15 protein-coding genes are annotated in these 17,479 nt (G+C 74.0%); 9 read left to right on the forward strand and 6 right to left on the reverse strand.

Annotated elements, in window-relative coordinates:
- Positions 1-47: 47 nt before the first annotated feature.
- From fdhD to KOV94_RS12260, 4 genes are all read left to right on the forward strand, one after another.
- Positions 48-959 (forward strand): formate dehydrogenase accessory sulfurtransferase FdhD, encoded by a 912-nt coding sequence (gene fdhD / locus KOV94_RS12245; protein ID WP_218052191.1) that lies wholly within the window; start codon positions 48-50, stop codon positions 957-959.
- Positions 956-3,259, forward strand: coding sequence for an FdhF/YdeP family oxidoreductase (locus KOV94_RS12250; RefSeq protein WP_218052192.1), 2,304 nt, complete (start codon positions 956-958; stop codon positions 3,257-3,259). The genes fdhD and KOV94_RS12250 overlap by 4 nt, the downstream gene beginning before the upstream one ends.
- 81 nt (positions 3,260-3,340) lie before the next feature.
- Positions 3,341-3,841, forward strand: a complete 501-nt coding sequence (locus KOV94_RS12255) for a helix-turn-helix domain-containing protein (RefSeq protein WP_124342234.1) — start codon at positions 3,341-3,343, stop codon at positions 3,839-3,841.
- On the forward strand, positions 3,838-4,395 hold the full coding sequence (locus KOV94_RS12260) for a DUF6036 family nucleotidyltransferase (protein WP_218052193.1): 558 nt from the start codon (positions 3,838-3,840) through the stop codon (positions 4,393-4,395). The genes KOV94_RS12255 and KOV94_RS12260 overlap by 4 nt, the downstream gene beginning before the upstream one ends.
- 22 nt (positions 4,396-4,417) lie before the next feature.
- Here the strand turns inward: KOV94_RS12260 and nirD are convergent, their stop codons facing one another.
- Both nirD and nirB read right to left on the reverse strand, forming a co-directional pair.
- Entirely contained in the window at positions 4,418-4,774 is a 357-nt protein-coding gene (nirD, locus tag KOV94_RS12265; RefSeq protein WP_124342236.1) for a nitrite reductase small subunit NirD, read from the reverse strand.
- On the reverse strand, positions 4,771-7,362 hold the full coding sequence (gene nirB, locus KOV94_RS12270; protein ID WP_218052194.1) for a nitrite reductase large subunit NirB: 2,592 nt from the start codon (positions 7,360-7,362) through the stop codon (positions 4,771-4,773). The genes nirD and nirB overlap by 4 nt, the downstream gene beginning before the upstream one ends.
- Positions 7,363-7,573: 211 nt before the next feature.
- Between nirB and KOV94_RS12275 the strand changes: the two genes are divergently transcribed.
- Complete coding sequence (locus tag KOV94_RS12275; protein ID WP_218052195.1) at positions 7,574-7,900, forward strand: putative quinol monooxygenase; 327 nt, start codon at positions 7,574-7,576, stop codon at positions 7,898-7,900.
- Here the strand turns inward: KOV94_RS12275 and KOV94_RS12280 are convergent.
- Positions 7,897-8,145, reverse strand: a complete 249-nt coding sequence (locus tag KOV94_RS12280) for a hypothetical protein (protein WP_218052196.1) — start codon at positions 8,143-8,145, stop codon at positions 7,897-7,899. The two genes, KOV94_RS12275 and KOV94_RS12280, sit on opposite strands and share 4 nt — an antisense overlap.
- Positions 8,146-8,272: 127 nt before the next feature.
- Here KOV94_RS12280 and KOV94_RS12285 point away from each other — a divergent pair, with 127 nt between their 5' ends.
- The gene (locus KOV94_RS12285; protein WP_218052197.1) at positions 8,273-8,941 is read left to right on the forward strand and encodes a class II aldolase/adducin family protein; all 669 of its coding nucleotides are present in this window, start codon (positions 8,273-8,275) and stop codon (positions 8,939-8,941) included.
- 17 nt (positions 8,942-8,958) lie between these two features.
- On the opposite strand, the gene KOV94_RS12290 is transcribed toward KOV94_RS12285, so the two are convergent.
- Together KOV94_RS12290 and KOV94_RS12295 are read right to left on the reverse strand one after the other, a co-directional pair.
- Positions 8,959-9,672, reverse strand: coding sequence for a GTP pyrophosphokinase (locus KOV94_RS12290; protein WP_218052288.1), 714 nt, complete (start codon positions 9,670-9,672; stop codon positions 8,959-8,961).
- A 158-nt stretch (positions 9,673-9,830) separates the two neighbouring features.
- Positions 9,831-10,856 carry an SMP-30/gluconolactonase/LRE family protein gene (locus KOV94_RS12295; protein ID WP_218052198.1) on the reverse strand — a complete coding sequence of 342 codons (1,026 nt, stop codon included), beginning with the start codon at positions 10,854-10,856 and terminating at the stop codon, positions 9,831-9,833.
- A gap of 165 nt (positions 10,857-11,021) precedes the next feature.
- On the opposite strand from KOV94_RS12295, the gene KOV94_RS12300 reads away from it, so the two are divergent.
- Positions 11,022-11,480 (forward strand): GatB/YqeY domain-containing protein, encoded by a 459-nt coding sequence (locus KOV94_RS12300; RefSeq protein ID WP_124342242.1) that lies wholly within the window; start codon positions 11,022-11,024, stop codon positions 11,478-11,480.
- Positions 11,481-11,607: 127 nt separating this feature from the next.
- Here the strand turns inward: KOV94_RS12300 and KOV94_RS12305 are convergent, their stop codons facing one another.
- On the reverse strand, positions 11,608-11,775 hold the full coding sequence (locus KOV94_RS12305) for a hypothetical protein (protein WP_160142920.1): 168 nt from the start codon (positions 11,773-11,775) through the stop codon (positions 11,608-11,610).
- A gap of 292 nt (positions 11,776-12,067) precedes the next feature.
- Between KOV94_RS12305 and KOV94_RS12310 the strand changes: the two genes are divergently transcribed.
- Together KOV94_RS12310 and map are read left to right on the forward strand one after the other, a co-directional pair.
- Complete coding sequence (locus KOV94_RS12310; RefSeq protein ID WP_218052199.1) at positions 12,068-16,225, forward strand: CHAT domain-containing protein; 4,158 nt, start codon at positions 12,068-12,070, stop codon at positions 16,223-16,225.
- A gap of 430 nt (positions 16,226-16,655) precedes the next feature.
- Positions 16,656-17,420 (forward strand): type I methionyl aminopeptidase, encoded by a 765-nt coding sequence (map, locus tag KOV94_RS12315; RefSeq protein WP_124343920.1) that lies wholly within the window; start codon positions 16,656-16,658, stop codon positions 17,418-17,420.
- The last annotated feature ends 59 nt before the right edge of the window (positions 17,421-17,479 follow it).

Here is a 17,479-nt window from a genome sequence, read left to right on the forward strand (position 1 = left end):
GAACGAGATCGTGGAGGCAGCCCGCTCGGCGGCGCGATGATGGGGTGATGTCGAGGATCGCGGTCCGCACCCGGGTCACCCGGATCACCGTCGACGGCCCGCCGCGGCACGTCGAGGACCTGCTCGCCGCCGAGGAGCCGCTCGAGATCCGCGTCGGCGGTCGGTCGCTCGTCGTCACGATGCGCACGCCCGGCCACGACGTCGAGCTCGCGCAGGGGTTCCTGGTGTCGGAGGGCGTCGTCTCGCGTCGGGAGCACGTCGCCGCGGCCCGGTACTGCGCGGGTGCGACCGTCGACGGCGAGAACACGTACAACGTCCTCGACGTGACGCTCGGCCACGGCGTGCCCGCACCGGACGCCGGTCTGGAGCGTGCGTTCGTCAGCACGTCGGCGTGCGGGCTGTGCGGGAAGTCGAGCATCGACGCCGTCCGGACGCACTCGTGCTGGACCGTCGACGGCGACGACCTCGTCGTCCCGCCCGCGCTGCTCGCGACGTTCCCCGACCGGCTCCGCGAGCAGCAGGACGTGTTCGCGAAGACGGGCGGCCTGCACGCCGCAGCTCTGTTCGACGGGCGCACCGGCGAGCTGCTCGTGCTGCGCGAGGACGTCGGGCGGCACAACGCGGTCGACAAGGTCGTCGGCTGGGCGCTGGCCGCGGGCCGGCTGCCGCTGCGCGGGACCGTCCTCATGGTGTCGGGGCGCGCGTCGTTCGAGCTCACGCAGAAGGCGTGGATGGCGGGCATCCCGTTCCTCGCGGCGGTGTCGGCGCCGTCGTCGCTCGCCGTGGACCTCGCGCGGTCGGCGGGGATGACGCTCGTCGGGTTCCTGCGCGGGCCGTCGATGGTCGCCTACGCGGGTGCGGAGCGGGTGGTCGCGCCGTCGAGCGTCGCCCCGCCGTCGTCGGCCGACGCCCTCCCCGCCCCCGTCCGGCCGCAGCCCGTCGAGGCGGCCGCCCGATGACGCGTCGACCGCCCCTCGTCGACGCGGCCGCCGCGCCCTCGACGGAGGTGCACGCGCCCGCGTCGTGGGCCGTGGGCCTGCCGTCGGTGTCGAACGCGATGTCGTACGCGGTCGGGGAGATGGGCGCGGCCCGCGCCCTGCGGCTGCTCACGAAGCTCAACCAGAAGGACGGCTTCGACTGCATGAGCTGCGCGTGGCCGGACCCGGACCACCGCGGCATGGCGGAGTTCTGCGAGAACGGCGCACGCGCGGTGAGCTGGGAGGCGACGCAGCTGACCGTACCGACGTCGTTCTGGGCGGAGCACTCGCTGACGGACCTGGCCGACCGCTCGGAGTACTGGCTGGGGTCGCAGGGGCGGCTCGTCGAGCCTGTCCACAAGCCGGCCGGCAGCGACCACTATGTGCCCGTGACGTGGGAGGACGCGTTCCGGATCGTCGCGGACCGGCTGCGCGGGCTCGACTCGCCGGACCAGGCGGCGTTCTACACGAGCGGCCGCGCCGCGAACGAGACGGCGTTCGTCTACCAGCTCTTCGTCCGGGCGTTCGGCACCAACAACCTGCCCGACTGCTCGAACATGTGCCACGAGTCCACGGGCTCGGCGTTGGGCGCGACGATCGGGATCGGCAAGTCGACGGTCACGTACGCCGACTTCGCGCAGGCCGACCTCATCGTCGTCATGGGACAGAACCCGGGCACGAACCACCCGCGCATGCTCACCGCGCTCGAGGACGCCAAGCGGCACGGCGCGACGGTCGTGGCGGTCAACCCGCTGCCCGAGGCGTCGCTCAAGCGGTTCCGGAACCCGCAGACGGTTCGCGGGGCCGTCGGCCGCGGCACCGACATCGCCGACCAGTTCCTGCAGATCCGCAGCGGCGGCGACATGGCGCTGCTCCAGTGGGTCTCGAAGCGCGTGCTGGAGGCGGAGGACCGCGCGCCCGGCACGGTGCTCGACCACGCGTTCCTCGACGCCCACACGCTGGGCCTCGACGACCTCCGCCGGCACCTCGCGGACCTCGACGAGCAGGAGGTCCTGACGGCCACGGGCCTCACGGTCGCGGAGATGGACGAGCTCGCCGACCGCTACCTCGCGGCGAACCGCGTCATCGTCACGTGGGCGATGGGCCTGACGCAGCACCGCAAGGGCGTCGACACCATCAAGGAGATCGTCAACCTCCTGCTGCTGCGCGGGAACATCGGGAAGCCGGGTGCGGGTGCGTCGCCGATCCGCGGGCACAGCAACGTGCAGGGCGACCGGACGATGGGCATCTGGGAGCGACCGCCGGACGCGTTCCTCGACGCGCTGGCCGCCGAGTTCGCGTTCGAGCCGCCCCGGCGCCACGGGCTGGACTCGGTCGCGTGCGTCGAGGCGATGCAGCGCGGCGACGTGAAGGTCTGGTTCTCGCTCGGCGGCAACTTCGTCGGCGCGATCTCCGACACGCGCGCGGCCGAGGTGGCCGTGCGCGGCACCGACCTGACCGTCCAGGTGTCGACCAAGCTCAACCGCTCACACGTCGTCACGGGTGCGGAGGCGCTCATCCTCCCGACGCTCGGCCGCACCGACCTCGACCTGCAGGAGACCGGCCCGCAGTTCGTCTCCGTCGAGGACTCGGTGTGCGCGGTCCACGCGACGCACGGCCCGCTCCCGCCGGTGTCGCCGCTGCTGCTCTCGGAGATCTCGATCGTCACGCGCCTCGCCCGCGCGGTGCTGGGCGACGACGGTCCCGTCGACTGGGCGGGCTTCGAGCGCGACTACGACACGATCCGTGACTCCATCGCGCGCGTCGTGCCGGGCTTCGAGGACTTCAACACCCGCGTCCGCCACAAGGACGGGTTCGTCCTCCCGCACGGGCCGCGCGACTCGCGCACGTTCCCGACGCCGAGCGGCAAGGCGCACATCACCGTGAACGACCTGGTCCCCGTCGAGTGCCCGCCGGGCCGGCTGATCCTCCAGACCGTCCGCGCGCACGACCAGTTCAACACCACGATGTACGGCCTCGACGACCGCTACCGCGGCATCCGTCGGGGGCGTGACGTCGTGCTGGTGAACCCGGATGACCTCGACGACCTGGGCCTGGCCGACGGCGACCGTGTCGACGTGCACAGCGAGTGGCCCGGCGAGCCCGACCGCGTCCTGCCGAACCTTCGCGTGGTCGCCTACCCGACGTCCCGTGGCTGCGCGGCGGCGTACTTCCCCGAGGCGAACGTCCTGGTCCCGCTCGCGAGCACCGCGCTCGACAGCAACACCCCCGTCTCGAAGGCGATCGTCGTCCGCCTGGAGCGCCGGGCGACCGACCGCTGACCGCGCAGACGTAGACACCAAAAACGCAAGCGCCGCGTTCATGCGTTGTGTTTCTGGTGTTTGTGGCTCTAGCGTTGGTCCATGCGTACGGCGTCGGATGCCTCCTGGGGTGAGGTGGATGAGCTCCTCACGACCGGAGAGGTCGCTCGTCTGCTGGGCGCGTCGCGGCAGCACGTCGTGAACCTGACCGAGCGCGGCGACCTGCCGTACGAGATGTCGGGCGCCCACCGACGAGTGCGCCGGTCCGACGTGGACAGGCTGCGGTACTCGACCCAGCGACTGTCCGCCGACCAGCGCCGGTCGCTCTACCTGGCATTCGCGACCGCCGGGAAGCTCGTCCTTCATCCTGAGCTCGTCGAGCTCGCCAGGGAGAACCTCGCGCACATGCGGACCAGGCACACACGCGGCCGCCCAGCGCAGTGGTTGGCGCAGTGGCAGCAGCTCCTGGACGGCCCCTTCGACGACCTCCTGCTGGCGCTCACGTCGCCGTCGCAGCGCTCGCGCGAGCTCCGGCAGAACTCGCCGTTCGCTGGTGTCCTGACCGAGGACGAACGCCTCGCCGCTCTGGACGCAGCCCGATGAAGCGCTCCGACCTCGCGCACATCCTCCGAGCCGCGTCCACGATCACGAGCACGCCCGACATCGTCATCGTCGGGTCGCAGTCGATCCTGGGGTCGTTCGACGAGGACGACCTGCCGGACGAAGCGGTCGGCTCGATCGAGGCCGACGTCGCGTTCCTCGGCGTGGACGCCGCCAAGAAGGCTCTGGCCGTCGACGGTGCCATCGGCGAGGACTCGGGCTTCCACCAGATGTACGGGTACTACGCCCAAGGGGTCGAGATCGACGGCCTCATCGTGCTGCCTGTCGGGTGGCAGGACCGGTTGGTGCGAGGGGAGTCGCTGTCGTCGGCACCAGGACGTGCACTGTGCCTCGAACGGCACGACCTGGCCGTGTCCAAGCTCGCTGCGTTCCGCGAGAAGGACCTGGACTTCGTGCACGCGCTGCTCCGCGCCGGGCTCCTGGACCCGCCGGTCGTGCTGGAACGCCTGGACCTCGCCGATGTCCCGGGACCGCACGCGCGTCGGCTCCGGGCGTGGGTCGAGGCGGTCACCGCGCGACTTCAGGCGAGCGGGTGATCACCGCAACTGTCAGCCCTGGTCATCGCGGCGCGACGACCACCCTGCCCTCGCGGACGTCGACCGCCCAGGTCGTCAGGTCAGGCGTCACGTCCTTCGGCGTCTTGCCGCCGGTGTCCAGGCACTCGCCGGTGCGCAGGTCCCAGACCTGCTTGTGCATGGGCGAGGTGACGGTCGGGGTGTCGCCGACCGACCCGACGATGCCGCGCGCGACGACGTTGGCCCCCGCGAAGGGGTCGCGGTTCTGCACGGCGAGGACGGTGTCGTCAGCGAGCCGGAACAGCGCGACCTGCACGCCGTCGACGAGGGCGGCGGCCCCGCGCTCGGGGACGAGGGCGTCGAGCGCGCAGACGTCGGTGCTGAGAGCGGTGGCGGTCACCGGGTCACCTCCAGGGTGAGCGTGCGCGCGACGCGCGGGTCGTGGTGCGCGACCTCGCCGGGCTCGGCGGGGCGGACCTGCCCGCGCAGCGGCGTGTACGCCAGGTCGGGGTCGTGCGCGTCGGGGGCGTTGACGAACGCGGTGAAGCGGTCGAGCTTGTCGGGGTCCTCCAGCGCGGCGGCCCACTCGTCGCGGTAGTCGTCGACGTGCGCGGCGACGTCGGCCTCGAGGTCGGCGGCGATGCCCTCGCTGTCGTCGACGACGACGGCCCGCAGCGCCTCGATGCCGCCGGGGTACTCGGCGACGAACGGCGCGGTCCGCTGGAGCCGGTCACCGCGGCGGACGTAGAGCGCGAGGAAGCGGTCGATCACAGCGACGAGCGCGTCGTCGGTGAGGTCCTCCGCGAGCAGGTCGGCGTGCCGCGGGTTGGCCCCGCCGTTGCCGCCGACGTAGACGTTCCAGCCGCCCGCCGTCGCGATGACGCCGACGTCCTTGCCGCGTGCCTCGGCGCACTCGCGCGCGCACCCGGAGACGCCGACCTTGAACTTGTGGGGCGTCCGCAGCCCGCGGTAGCGGTTCTCCAGCAGGATGCCCATGCCGACGGAGTCGCGGACGCCGAACCGGCACCAGGCCGACCCGACGCAGGACTTCACGGCGCGCAGCGACTTGCCGTACGCCTGCCCGGACTCGAACCCGGCGTCGATGAGCCGCTGCCAGATCGCCGGGAGCTGGTCGATACGGGCCCCGAACATGCCGATCCGCTGCGCGCCCGTGATGCGCGTGTAGAGGCCGAACTCCGCCGCCACCGACCCGAGGGCCACGAGCTTCTCCGGCGTGATCTCTCCGCCCGGCACCCGCGGGATGACCGAGTAGGTGCCGTCCTTCTGCAGGTTCGCCATGACGTGGTCGTTGGTGTCCTGGAGCCCGGCGTGCTGGCGCTCCAGCACGTGCCCGGCGCGCAGCGACGACAGGATCGACGCGACGACGGGCTTGCAGACGGCGCAGCCGCGGCCGGTGCCGTGCGCGGCGACGATCTCGGAGAACGTGCGCGCCTCGCCGGCCGCGACGAGCGCGTACAGGTCCGCGCGGGGCATCGCGAAGTGCTCGCACATGGCCCGCGACACCTCGATGCCCGACGCCTCGAGCTGCGCGTTGACGATCTTCGTGACGACGGGGACGCACGAGCCGCAGACCGTGCCGGCCTTCGTGCACGCCTTGACCTCGCCGACCGTCGTGCAGCCGTGCTCGGTGACGGCCTCGCGCACCGTCCCGGCGGTGACGTTGGTGCACGAGCAGACGACGACGTCGTCGGGCAGGTCGGCGCCGGTGTCGGGCGCGCCGCCCTCGGGTGCGAGGAACGCGGACGGGTCGGCGCCGAGCGGGCGGCCCAGCATGGGACGCAGCTGCGGGTAGAGGGCCGCGTCGCCGACGAAGACACCACCGAGCAGCGTGCGCGCGTCGTCGGACACGACGAGCTTGCGGTAGGTCTTCGCGACGGGGTCGGTGAAGGTGACCTCGAGCGCGCCCGGTGTCAGGGCCAGCACGTCGCCGAACGAGGCGGCGTCGATCCCGACGCCCTTGAGCTTCGTGCCCTCGGGAGCAGGCGTGTACAGCCGCGGCCCGCCGAGCAGCCGGTCGACGACCACGTCGGCCATCGCGTTGCCCGGCGCGACGAGGCCGGTGCACTCGCCCTCGAACGACGCGCACTCGCCGATCGCCCAGATCGCCGGGTCGGACGTGCGGCACGACGCGCCGACGACGACACCGCCGCGCTCGCCGATCGCCAGGCCGGACTCGCGCGCGAGCCGGTCGCGCGGCCGCACACCGGTCGAGAAGACGACGACGTCGGCGGGGATCTCGTCGTCGCCCGACAGCCGCATGGTCGCGACGGCACCGTCGTCCGCCGCCGCGAGACCCGTGCAGCCGGTCGTGGTGCGGACGTCGATGCCGAGCCCGTCGACGAGCACCCGCAGCGCCTCGCCACCGCCCGCGTCGAGCTGGACGTTCATCAGGTGGTCCGCGAACTCGACGACGGTCGCGCTCGCGCCGAGGTGCTGCAGCGCCGCCGCAGCCTCCAGACCGAGGACGCCGCCGCCGACGACCGCGCCGCGCAGCGGCCGCCCGAGCACCGCGGACCGGTCGGCGACCCAGTCGCGCAGCTCGTCGAGGTCGGTCAGCGTCCGGTAGCGGAACACGCCCGGCAGGTCCGTTCCCTCGGTGCGCGGCGTCCACGCCCACGACCCGGTCGCGAGGACGAGCTGGTCGTAGGGCAGCACCACGCCGGAGCGGGTCGTCACGGTCTGCGCGTCGCGGTCGAGCTTGTCGACGGCGTCGCCCGTGATGAGCGACGCGCGCGGGTCCTCCCACACGCCGGGCTCGAGCGCGAGGTCGGCTGGCGTGCGGTCCGCCGTGATCAGCTCGGACAGGTGGACCCGGTCGTACGGGGCCCACGGCTCGTCGCCGACGACGGTGACGTGCCAGCCGTCGCCGGGCGCCCGGTCGAGCAGGCCGGCGACGAGGCGGTGGGCCACCATGCCGGCGCCGACGACGACGACCCGGCCGAGTGCGGGCGGAGGAGAGGTGCGCATCGGAGTGGACTCCTGTGGGGACGAACGGTGCTGCGACCAGCATCCGTGCACGTCCGAGGCTCGCGACGGGCCCTTGGACCCACACAACCTCACAGGGTCCGGCGCCCCTCTGAGAGAAGATGCCGGACGTGACGGGCGGATGGCTCGCTCGGCGTGCGGCGCCGGTCGGAGGTCCCGATCCGCCTCGGAGCGCTCGCGGCACGATGTCGACGTGTTCACGCTCTACCTGCACGGCCGCCTCCGGACGACGCGCGCCGACCTCGAGGCGTTCCTGGCACGCGCCCGCCCCGTGTACGAGGAGCCGGGCGGCATCCGGACGCGGCTGCAGTGGTCGCTCGACGACCCCGCGCTGTTCGTCGAGATCATGGAGTACGCCGACCGCGCCACCTACGACGCCGATCAGCTCCGCGTCGAGCAGGACCCGGCGATGCGCGCGCTCCTCACCGAGTGGCGCACCCACCTCGACGGCGCGCCCCGCGTCGTCGCGTACGTCGAGGCCGACCTGGGTAGGGGCTCGGCCGGCGGTCCTGCGTCCTAGTCGCCGCCCCCGCCACCGTCCGAGCCGCCTCCGTCGAAGCCTCCCGACCACCCGTCGTCGCCGCCCCCGGCATGGACGGACGAGCGGTGCGAGTCCTGGCCGGACCGGCGCGTCCTGCCGTCGCGTCGCGGGATGAGCGAGATCAGGATCGCGACGACGACGAACACCACGACGAGCGCGACGGCGACCGGTGGGAACCCGGGGTCGGGTGAGGCGGCAGCGGCAGCGGCCGCGATGGTGAGCACGCGGTGTTTCTAGCGCACCGGCGCCTGCCGCGCGCGGGTTCAGGACATTCGTCCTGCAGACGGGTGACGCCGGACTGGGAAAGTCGGCTTGAAAGGTTTCAAGACGACGCGCGAAGGCGAGACGACGATGACCCGCACGGGAACGCGGTCCAGGGCCGACCAGGCGCTGCGCGAGGAGATCCTCTACTACTGCCGCGAGTCGGTCCGGACGGGCCTCAACTTCAACACCCAGGGCAACATCAGCGTCCGCGTGCACGGCGACGACGGCTTCGAGGGCGTCGTCATCACGCCGTCCGACGTCCGCTACGACGCCATGCGCCCCGACGACATGCTCGTCGTCGACATGGACGGCACCGTGGTCGAGGGCGACCTGCTCCCGTCCACCGAGCTGCCCGTCCACCTCGCGCACTACCGTCGCCGACCCGACGTGCAGGCGATCGTGCACACCGAGTCGACGTTCGTGAACGTCCTCGGGACGCTCGGCCGGACGATCGACCCCGTCCTGCTCAACATGGTCCTGTACGCCAAGGGACCCGTGCCGGTCATGCCGTTCGAGTTCTCGACGTGCGCCGCGTTCGGGGAGCGCAGCGCGGCTCTCATGGGCGACGACGTCGACGCCGTCGTCTGGGCGAACCACGGGCTGCTCGCTGTCGGCGTCTCCCTGAAGCTCGCGTTCAAGGTCGCCGTCGCGGTCGAGGAGAACGCCGAGGTCCTCTTCCACGCGAGCCGCGTCGGCACCCCGCACGTGCTGGCCTACGACGCCATCGCGCTCCCGGAGGGCGCGCGCCTCCCCTGATGCCGCGCAGCCGGACCTCAGCCGTCGAGGTGCTGGCGGTCCGCCTCCGCGGCCTCGGCCGTGCGCCAGAAGCCGCGCAGGATCGCCTCCTCCGGCCCGAGCGGGTCGGTGTCGGCGCGGGCGTCGTCGTCGGCGGTCATGGCCTTCACCTCGTCGTGGATCCGCTCCATCGACGCGTCGAGCGACGCGGCGACGTCGGCCGCCAGGCGTAGGGAGTCCATGAGGTGCTGCGGCACCTGCCGGTGGTACTTGTAGAAGATCTTGTGCTCGAGGCTCGCCCAGAAGTCCATCGCGATGGTGCGCAGCTGGACCTCGACGATGACGTCCTCGACGCGGTCGGACAGGAACACCGGCACCTGCAGGATGAGGTGCAGCGACTGGTAGCCATTGGGCTTGGGGTGCGCGATGTAGTCGCGCTCCTCGAGCAGCGTGAGGTCGGCCTGGCCGACGAGCATGTCGCGCACCCGGTAGATGTCGGACACGAACGAGCAGGTCACGCGCACGCCCGCGACGTCGAACATCTGCTCGCGGATCGCGTCGGGCGTGAGCGGGATGCCCTTGCGTCGGCACTTCGCGAGGATCGACTCGAACGACTTCAGCCGGGACCCGACGTGCTCGACGGGGTTGTAGTCGCGCATGTGCCGGAAGTCCTCGCGCAGGATCGAGAGCTTCGTCATGACCTCGTCGATCCCGAACTTGTACGTGAGCACGAGGCGCCGCAGGTCCGTCATGAGCGCGCGGATCTCGGCGGGGTCGGGCACGGGGTGGTCGGGGCCGAAGGAGGCTGTCTCGGTCACCCGTCCACGGTACGTCGCGGCCCCGGGCCCCTCCGGGCCGGAGGTCCGGGGTGCCGGGGTGCCGGTCACCGACGCCTCCGACGCGGCCGGCGCTACGGCGCGGGCACCCGCGAGACCGTGAACGGACCCGGTGCCTCACCCGCGGCCCGCTCGCCGAACTGGCTGTTCACGACCAGGAGCGACCGCCCGACGAGCGCCGCGGTCGTGGGGTCGTCGAACGACGGGTCGGTCGTGCGGCTGACGACCGTCCCGGACCGCAGCGACCGGTCGAGGTCGACGCGCACCACGTACCCGACGTCACCCTGCCGCTCGACGGCCCAGAGCGTGCGGTGCTTCAGCACGAGGCCGTCGCCGGCCACCGTCGCGCCGCCGAGGTCGATCGCCGCCACGGTGCGGTCCCGCAGCCCGACGGCGAAGAGCGTCGCGGTGTTCGACTGCGCGAGCACGGCCGTCCGACCGTCGCCGGAGATCGCGATGCCGTTGACGTTGAACCCGGCCTGGTACTGCAGCGCGGTCCCGGTGAAGTCGAGGAACACCGGAAGGGTGCGCTCGGCGGGCGTGGCGCGCAGGTCGCGCGCGTCGATGCGGTAGAGGGACGGCCGCTGCGAGTCGGTCGCGTACACGTCGCCGCGGGGGCTGATCGCGACGTCGTTGACGAACGTCGGCGCACCGGTCGGCGCGACGAGCCACGAGCCGACGAGCGCGCGCGTCCGGACGTCGTACGCGAGGACGCGACCGGTGGCCCCGCCCGCGACGACCAGCGTCCGCCCGTCCGTCTTCATGCCGACCGCCGACGTGCGCCCGTCGGCGCCACCGGTCAGGAACGGCGTGGCCGTCGGGTCGTCGAGGTCGCCGCGGTAGACGGTGCCGTCGGTCGTGCTGCCCACGTAGAAGTCGTCGCCGTGCACCGCGACGCCCTCGGGGTAGACGTCGTCGGCCGCGGGGCCGACGGGGTCGAGCAGGTAGCTCGTCGGCCGGTCGTGCCCGTGCCCGCCGCCGGGCCCGTGACCACCGCCGTGACCGCCGCCGTGCGCGATCGCGGCGGCCGGGGCGGCGACGACCAGCGCCGCGGCGAGGAGCCCTGTGGCGAGACGTCGGGTGCTGCGTCGGACGGTCATGGCGGTCCCCCTCGTCGACGTGTTCGACGGCGACCGTGCGCGGTGGGCGCGGCGTGCGTCGTCGCGCGCGGAGCCTTCGCGAGGGTAGGTCGGCGCGCCCGCACCCGCATCCCGGAGCGGTGAATCGGATCGCCGCGCCCGGCCGTCGCAGAGGAGGATGGCCGCATGAGCACCCCGACCCTCGACCGTCTGACCTCCGACCTCACGACCGCCATGAAGGCGCGGGACTCGTTCCGCACCGGCACGCTCCGCCAGCTCGTCGCCGCGGTGCGCGCCGAGGCCAAGGCGGGCCCCGTCGAGAAGGACCTCACCGAGGACGACGTGCTGCGCGTGCTGGCCCGCGAGGTGAAGAAGCGCCGGGAGAGCGCGGAGATCTACACGACCGCGGGCGCCGACGAGCGGGCCGCGAACGAGTCGGCCGAGGCCGACGTCGTCGAGGAGTACCTGCCGCAGCAGCTGTCGGACGACGAGCTCGCCGCGCTCGTGCAGGACGTCGTCGCCGCCACCGGCGCGAGCAGCCTGCGCGACATGGGTGCCGTCATGAAGGAGGCGACGGCCCGCGCCGGGCTCAGCGCCGACGGCAAGAAGCTGTCCGCCCTGGTCCGCGCGGCGCTCGCGGGCTGACCCGGGCCGACCCTGGCTGACGCGACGCCCGCCGCAGCCCGTCGGCGCCCCCTGCAGACGACGAGGCCCGGCCGTGGAGGGGTTCCCCTCCGGGCCGGGCCTTCGTCGTGCTCGGGTGGTCCCGGGCTCAGTCCTCGGTGCGCTCCGGCGTCGTGTTGAGCCCGCGCTGCATGGCCGTCGCACGGCCGCCGACGAGGATCGTGCGGTCCTCGGACAGGAACGGGTTCGGGTCCGTGAACGCGTGCGTCAGGTTCTGCGCGGTCGCGCGCGGCGCGACGTTGTCGTGCGGGTTCATGTCGTCCTCCTGCGTGCCCTCTGCGAGTCGTTCCTGGGCGCTCGTCCAGTCTTCACGTGCGTCCGGCAACATACCCGGACCATCGGCCGCCCCGTGGCCGATCTGAAGGGAAGGAGATGTTTCCCACGCTCCGGATACCGGGCGAAATCACCGCAGAACCACCCGTCCACGCAACCGCCGGCCGTACGCTCGCTGCGTCGCGCGACGCGGTCGGGACGGCCCGGCGGCGGTCCGTGACGTCGCGCCGGCGTCGTCGACGCCCGCGGCAGGGGTGGTGGCTGGGGGGCACGCGATGACGACGAGCCTGGACGACCCGCCGGCGGGTGCGCCGCCGGGGGCCGACCGCGCGGTCGTCGACGTGGACGTCCGCGTGGTCCCCGACGGGGACGCATACCTGGCGGTCGTGTCGTGCGACGCGTTCGGCGCGTCGAGCACCCGTCCCTTCACGCCTCCGGTCGCGGCCGACGCGAGCGCGTTCGCCGACGCGCTCGCGGACGCGCGCGGCCGCACCCGGCCCGACGCCGACGCCGCGCGTGCGCTCGCCGAGCGGACGGAGACGCTCGGCCGCGCGCTGTTCGACGCCGTGTTCGCCGACGACGCGCGCGACCTCCTCGTCACGGCTCGCGATCGTGCCGGGCGGGACGGCGGGGCCGTCCGGGTCCGGCTCCAGCTGGACGACGCCCCCGACGTGGCCGCGCTGCCGTGGGAGCTGCTGCTGCACGGGTCGACGTTCCTCGTGCACACCGACGGCGTCTTCGTGGTCCGCTACCCCGACGCGTCCACCCCGGTCGACCCCGCGCCGCTCGAGGGGACGCTGCGCGTCCTCCTCGTCGCCGCGTCGCCGAGCGACCTGCCGCCGCTCGACGTGGACCGCGAGGTCGACGCGCTGCGCGAGGCCCTCGCACCGCTGGGGGACCGGGTCGAGCTGCACCGGCTCGAGCCCCCGACGCTCGACGCGCTGCGGCGCACGCTCGACGACCGCTGGCACGTGCTGCACGTCGTCGGGCACGGCGGCGCGGACGCGCGCGGCGGGATCCTCGCGCTCACCGCGGACGACGGCACCGCGGACGTGCTCGACGCCCGGACCCTCGCGGACCACCTGCTGGCCGCACCGCACCTGCGGGTGGCCGTGCTCAACGGGTGCAGCACGGGTGAGGTCAGCACGCAGGAGCCGAAGGCGGGGTCGGCGCACCAGCTCGTGCGGGCGGGCGTTCCCGTCGCGCTCGCGATGCAGTACCCGGTGACGGACCGGTCGGCGCACGCCGCCGCTGCGGCGCTGTACGAGCGGCTGGCGGCGGGTGCGCTCGTCGAGCAGGCGGTGACCGCGGCCCGACGTGCGCTGCTGCGCGGGCCGGAGTGGGTCACGCCCGTCCTCTACACGCGCACGTCGCCGCGCGTGTTCGTCGCGCCGTCCGCATCGCCCGGCACGCCCGTCGCCGTGGTGTCGCCGCGGGACCGCGTGCCCGCGGGGGTCGTCCCGGACGTGCTGCAGCCGCGCTGGTGGGCGGTGCGCGAGGTCGCCGCGTGGATGGACAGCCCGTCGACGGCCCTCCTGCTCACGGGTGACGTCGGGTCGGGGACGTCGGTGCTCGCCGCGTGGCTGGCCGGCGCGGGGTCGGCGCCCGACGAGCCGGACGCCCCCGTCGACCTGCTGGAGTCCGTCCGCAGCCGGTGGAGCGCGGTGCACGTCAGCGCCCCGGGTGGGGGCGGAGCGGCCGTCGACCCCCGCGCCGTCGTCCGCTCCCTCGCCGAGCAGCTCGCGACGACCGTGCCCGGCTGGCAGCCCGTCCGCGCCGACGCCGCGGGTCCGTACGGGCTCGCGCACCTGCCGCCGGAGGAGCTGTTCGCGGTCCTCGTCGGGCAGCCGCTGCGTGCCGCGCTGACGGCGGCGCCGCCGGCGACCACCGTGCGCGTGCTCGTGGACGGGCTCGACCACGACGGCCTCGACCCCGTCCTGCGCCTCGCCGCCGTCCCGGGCGTGCGCGTGCTGGTCGCGGGCACCGACCCCGCGGTCGCGACCGCGCTCGACGCGCTCTCCGCCGCACGCCTGGACCTCGCGAGCCCGCACCGACGGGCGCTCGTCGACGCGGACCTCACCGGCTACCTGCGTCGTCGCCTCGACGGCAGCGGCCGCGGCGACGACGAGATCGCCGCGCTCGTCGCCCGCGCCGGAGGGAACTTCCTGGTCGCGCGCAACGCGGCCGACGAGCTGCTCGCACGCCCCGACGTCGCGCTCGCCGACCTCGAGCTGCCGCGCGACGTCGACGCGTCGTCGGAACGGCACCTGCGCGCGACGCTCGAGCAGTCGTTCGGGCCGACGTGGCGCGACCAGTGGGCGACCGTGCTCGAGCCGCTGCTCGCGCACCTCGCGGTCGCCCGCGGGCCCGTGCCGCTGCCCGCGCTCGTCCGGTGGCTCGGCTCGACGCTGCCGCGGGTCGCGGCGCTCGTCGACGGGCTGGGCGACCTCGTCGTGGCGGACGCCGACGGCTGCCGGCTCGCGCACTCGTCGCTCGTCGCGACCCTGCGCGCGGCGACGCTGCCGTCCGGCGGGCCGAACCTGCTGCGGGTCGACGAGGCGGCCGCGCACCGCCGGGTCGTGGGCGGTGCGGTGGCACTGACGGCGACGGACCTCGCGCATCCCGACGACGTCGGTGCCTCGTACCCGCTCGTGCACGCGCCCGGGCACCTCCTCGAGCTGCCGCGCGACGACGAGGTCGTGCCTCCGCCGGTCACTGGCGCGGGCGCGGGCGCGGGTGCGGGTCCGCGACGCGAGGTGCCGCTCGACGCCCGGCGGGCGCTCGGCGACCGCGCGCTGGAGCGCGACTGGGTCGACGCCCTCACCGCCTCCGTGCACGACCCGCTGCTGCTCGGGCTGCCCTACCGCGACCTCGTCGCGCTGCACCTGCGTGCGGGCGACACCGCCGCCGTCGAGCGCGTCGTCCGGTTCCTCGGGACGTCCGACGTGCCGCTGCTGCGCGGCGCGGTGTTCGACGTCCTCTCCACCTATGCGGAGCGGTCGCCCGCCGCCGCGACCGCCTTCCTGGTCCGCGTCGCGGTGCACGACGCGCCCGAGCTCCAGCGCATCGCCCTGCACGCGACGTGCCTGCTGCCCGCCGCCGCGCAGGCCGACGTGTACGCGGGTGTCGTGACCGACCCCGACAGCACCGACGCGCATGCCGTGGCCGCCGCGTTCGCGCTGTACTCGAACGGCACGTCGGACCCGCAACGCCTCATCGGTGACGTGCTGGACCGGGTCGTCGGGCGGCTGCACGTCTTCCCGCCGCGCCGCGGCACGTGGCCGCTCGTGACCTTCTTCTCGCAGGTCACCGTGACGAACTACGTCAACGGGTGCGCCGACCCCGCGGTCGTGGACGCGACGAGCCGGCTGTGGCGGCACGTCCTGGTCGACCGCATCGGGGTGCTGCGCCCGTGGGGCCCGCTCGTGCAGCGGCTCGTCGTCGAGGGCGTCGTCGCGCGCCGCATCGCCCGTCGCGTGCTGCTCCTCTTCACCCCTCCGGGCCGACCCGACGGACCGGTCGAGCTGGGCGGTGACCGGCCCGAGGCGCCCGCCGCGCGACGCGTGCTCGCGGGACTCGACCCGCACGTCGACGTGGGCGCCCTGGCGCCGGACCTGCGCACGCTGCTCGCGTCCGACACGACCATGTTCCGCGTGCTCGCCGCGCTGGTCGTCGCGGTCCACGGCCTTGCCGACGCCACCGGGACGGACGCGCTCGTCACCGCCCTGGCCGACGGCGGCGACGCCCGCACGCACCGCGCGCTCCTCGTCGCGCACGCCGTCGTCGCCCCGGACCGGACGCCCTCGTCGTGGGTGCCCCGGCTCGACCGCCTCACCCGGCTGGTGACCGCCCGCCCGCACGACGAGCACGCCGCCGCCGGACCGCTCGGCGGCCGGCACCTCGTCTTCGTGCCGTTCGGCCTCGCGTGCGCCGCGACCGGGACGTCGCTCGACGTGCTGGACGAGTGGCTGCGACCCGACGCCGACCCGGGCTGGCGGTACTGCTGCCTCCGGGGACTCGGCGCCGTCGGCCTCTACCACCCCGACGCGGTGCTCGGGACGTTCGAGCGCCTCGACCGCGCCGGCACGCTGCCCCTCGACGCAGCCGTGCCCGCGCTCGCGCTCATGGCCGGCCTGCACCCCATGCGCACCCGCACGTGGCTGCTCCGCGCCGGGCGTCGTGACGTGCTCGACGCCGTCTTCGGCGCCGCCGACCCCACCGACAGCCGCGAGCACCTCGAGCTGCTCGGCATGTACAACGCCGCGGTCCACGGGTGCGTCACGTCACCGCGGGTGCGCGACCGCGTCGTGACCGAGATGTTCGCCGGGTTCCTCGACTGCCGGACCGGGCGCGAGTGGTCGCGCCGCTTCGGCTCCGCCGGGGTGCGCGCGCTGCGCGAGGACGACTGGGAGCTCGCCGCGTGGACGTCGTGAGCCGTCGCGCTTCGCGGGCAGCGAAATGAGTTGGCGGTCGCCCGGACGCGACGTAGCGTCGTCAGCACACGGGAAGGAGGTGGTCCGGAACATGAAGTCTTCCAGGACGCGTGAGGTGACTGTCCGCTAGTCGCCCGAACAGCTCGGGACGGACTGCACGTCCGCCCGTTGCCTTCCCGCCGGAGACGGCGAGGGGCGGCGAGCGAATTCCGGCAGTCACCGCAGCCCGTGGGAGCCGCGACCTCGTCCGCCGCGGCAGGACCGTCCAGGTCCGGCCCACGGGCTGTCCCCTGCCCGGAGACCTTCTCTCCTCGGCTCGCGTGCCCGCCGGCTCCGCCCGGCCGCCTTGCGACGGCGCCGCTGGTCCGGCCGGTGCTGCGATCGTCCGGCCTGGTCCGGCGCCGCGGCGACGGCATGACAAGGTGGTCCCGTGGCCCTCAAGAACCCCGCCCAGATCGAGGCGATGCGGCCGGCCGGCCGGTTCGTCGCCGGAGTCCTGCAGTCGCTGCGCGACGTCGCACGGCCCGGGATGACGCTCCTCGACCTCGACGCGCACGCGCACCGCATGATCGACGACGCCGGCGCGCACTCGGTCTACCTCGGCTACCACCCGTCGTTCGGCGCGATCCCGTACCCCGGCGTGCTGTGCACCTCGGTCAACGACGCGGCGCTGCACGGCCTGCCGTCCGCGCAGGTGCTCGAGGACGGCGACGTGCTGAGCATCGACTTCGCCGCGCAGGTCGAGGGCTGGGTGTGCGACTCGGCGCTCACGTTCCAGCTCGGCACGCAGACGCCCGAGGCGCAGCGCCTCATCGCGACGACCGAGCAGGCGCTCGACGCGGGCATCGCCGCCGCGCGGGTCGGGGCGCGCATGGGCGACGTCTCCGCGGCGATCGGCCGCGTCGGGCGTGACGCCGGGTACGGCATCAACGCCGACTTCGGCGGGCACGGCGTCGGGCGGACGATGCACGAGGAACCGCACGTCGCGAACCTCGGCCGGGAGGGCACGGGGGTGCGGCTCAAGGCGGGCCTCGTCGTGGCGATCGAGCCGTGGTTCATGGCGGGCGGCGACGACTACGTGATCGACGACGACGGCTGGACGATCCGCACCGCGGACGGGTCGCTCGCCGCGCACGCCGAGCACACCGTGGCCCTGACACCCGAGGGCACGATCGTCCTGACGGCGCGCGACTGACGCTGCCGGCACGCCCGCGGGTGAATCGGGCGGTCCCGGGCTGCGGTGTGTCGGCGGTC

Origin of the sequence: Cellulomonas algicola (assembly GCF_019024305.1) — a bacterium.
Classification (GTDB): Bacteria; Actinomycetota; Actinomycetes; order Actinomycetales; family Cellulomonadaceae; genus Cellulomonas; species Cellulomonas algicola.

Excerpts from the sequence above, each read along its gene's own strand:
- KOV94_RS12300 (WP_124342242.1), top strand. The coding sequence starts at position 11,022 with ATGAGCACCCCGACCCTCGACCGTCTGACCTCCGACCTCACGACCGCC.
- KOV94_RS12290 (WP_218052288.1), bottom strand. The coding sequence starts at position 9,672 with ATGACGGACCTGCGGCGCCTCGTGCTCACGTACAAGTTCGGGATCGAC.
- KOV94_RS12305 (WP_160142920.1), bottom strand. The coding sequence starts at position 11,775 with ATGAACCCGCACGACAACGTCGCGCCGCGCGCGACCGCGCAGAACCTG.
- fdhD (WP_218052191.1), top strand. The coding sequence starts at position 48 with ATGTCGAGGATCGCGGTCCGCACCCGGGTCACCCGGATCACCGTCGAC.
- KOV94_RS12255 (WP_124342234.1), top strand. The coding sequence starts at position 3,341 with ATGCGTACGGCGTCGGATGCCTCCTGGGGTGAGGTGGATGAGCTCCTC.
- KOV94_RS12250 (WP_218052192.1), top strand. The coding sequence starts at position 956 with ATGACGCGTCGACCGCCCCTCGTCGACGCGGCCGCCGCGCCCTCGACG.
- KOV94_RS12310 (WP_218052199.1), top strand. The coding sequence starts at position 12,068 with ATGACGACGAGCCTGGACGACCCGCCGGCGGGTGCGCCGCCGGGGGCC.
- KOV94_RS12295 (WP_218052198.1), bottom strand. The coding sequence starts at position 10,856 with ATGACCGTCCGACGCAGCACCCGACGTCTCGCCACAGGGCTCCTCGCC.
- KOV94_RS12285 (WP_218052197.1), top strand. The coding sequence starts at position 8,273 with ATGACCCGCACGGGAACGCGGTCCAGGGCCGACCAGGCGCTGCGCGAG.
- KOV94_RS12260 (WP_218052193.1), top strand. The coding sequence starts at position 3,838 with ATGAAGCGCTCCGACCTCGCGCACATCCTCCGAGCCGCGTCCACGATC.
- nirB (WP_218052194.1), bottom strand. The coding sequence starts at position 7,362 with ATGCGCACCTCTCCTCCGCCCGCACTCGGCCGGGTCGTCGTCGTCGGC.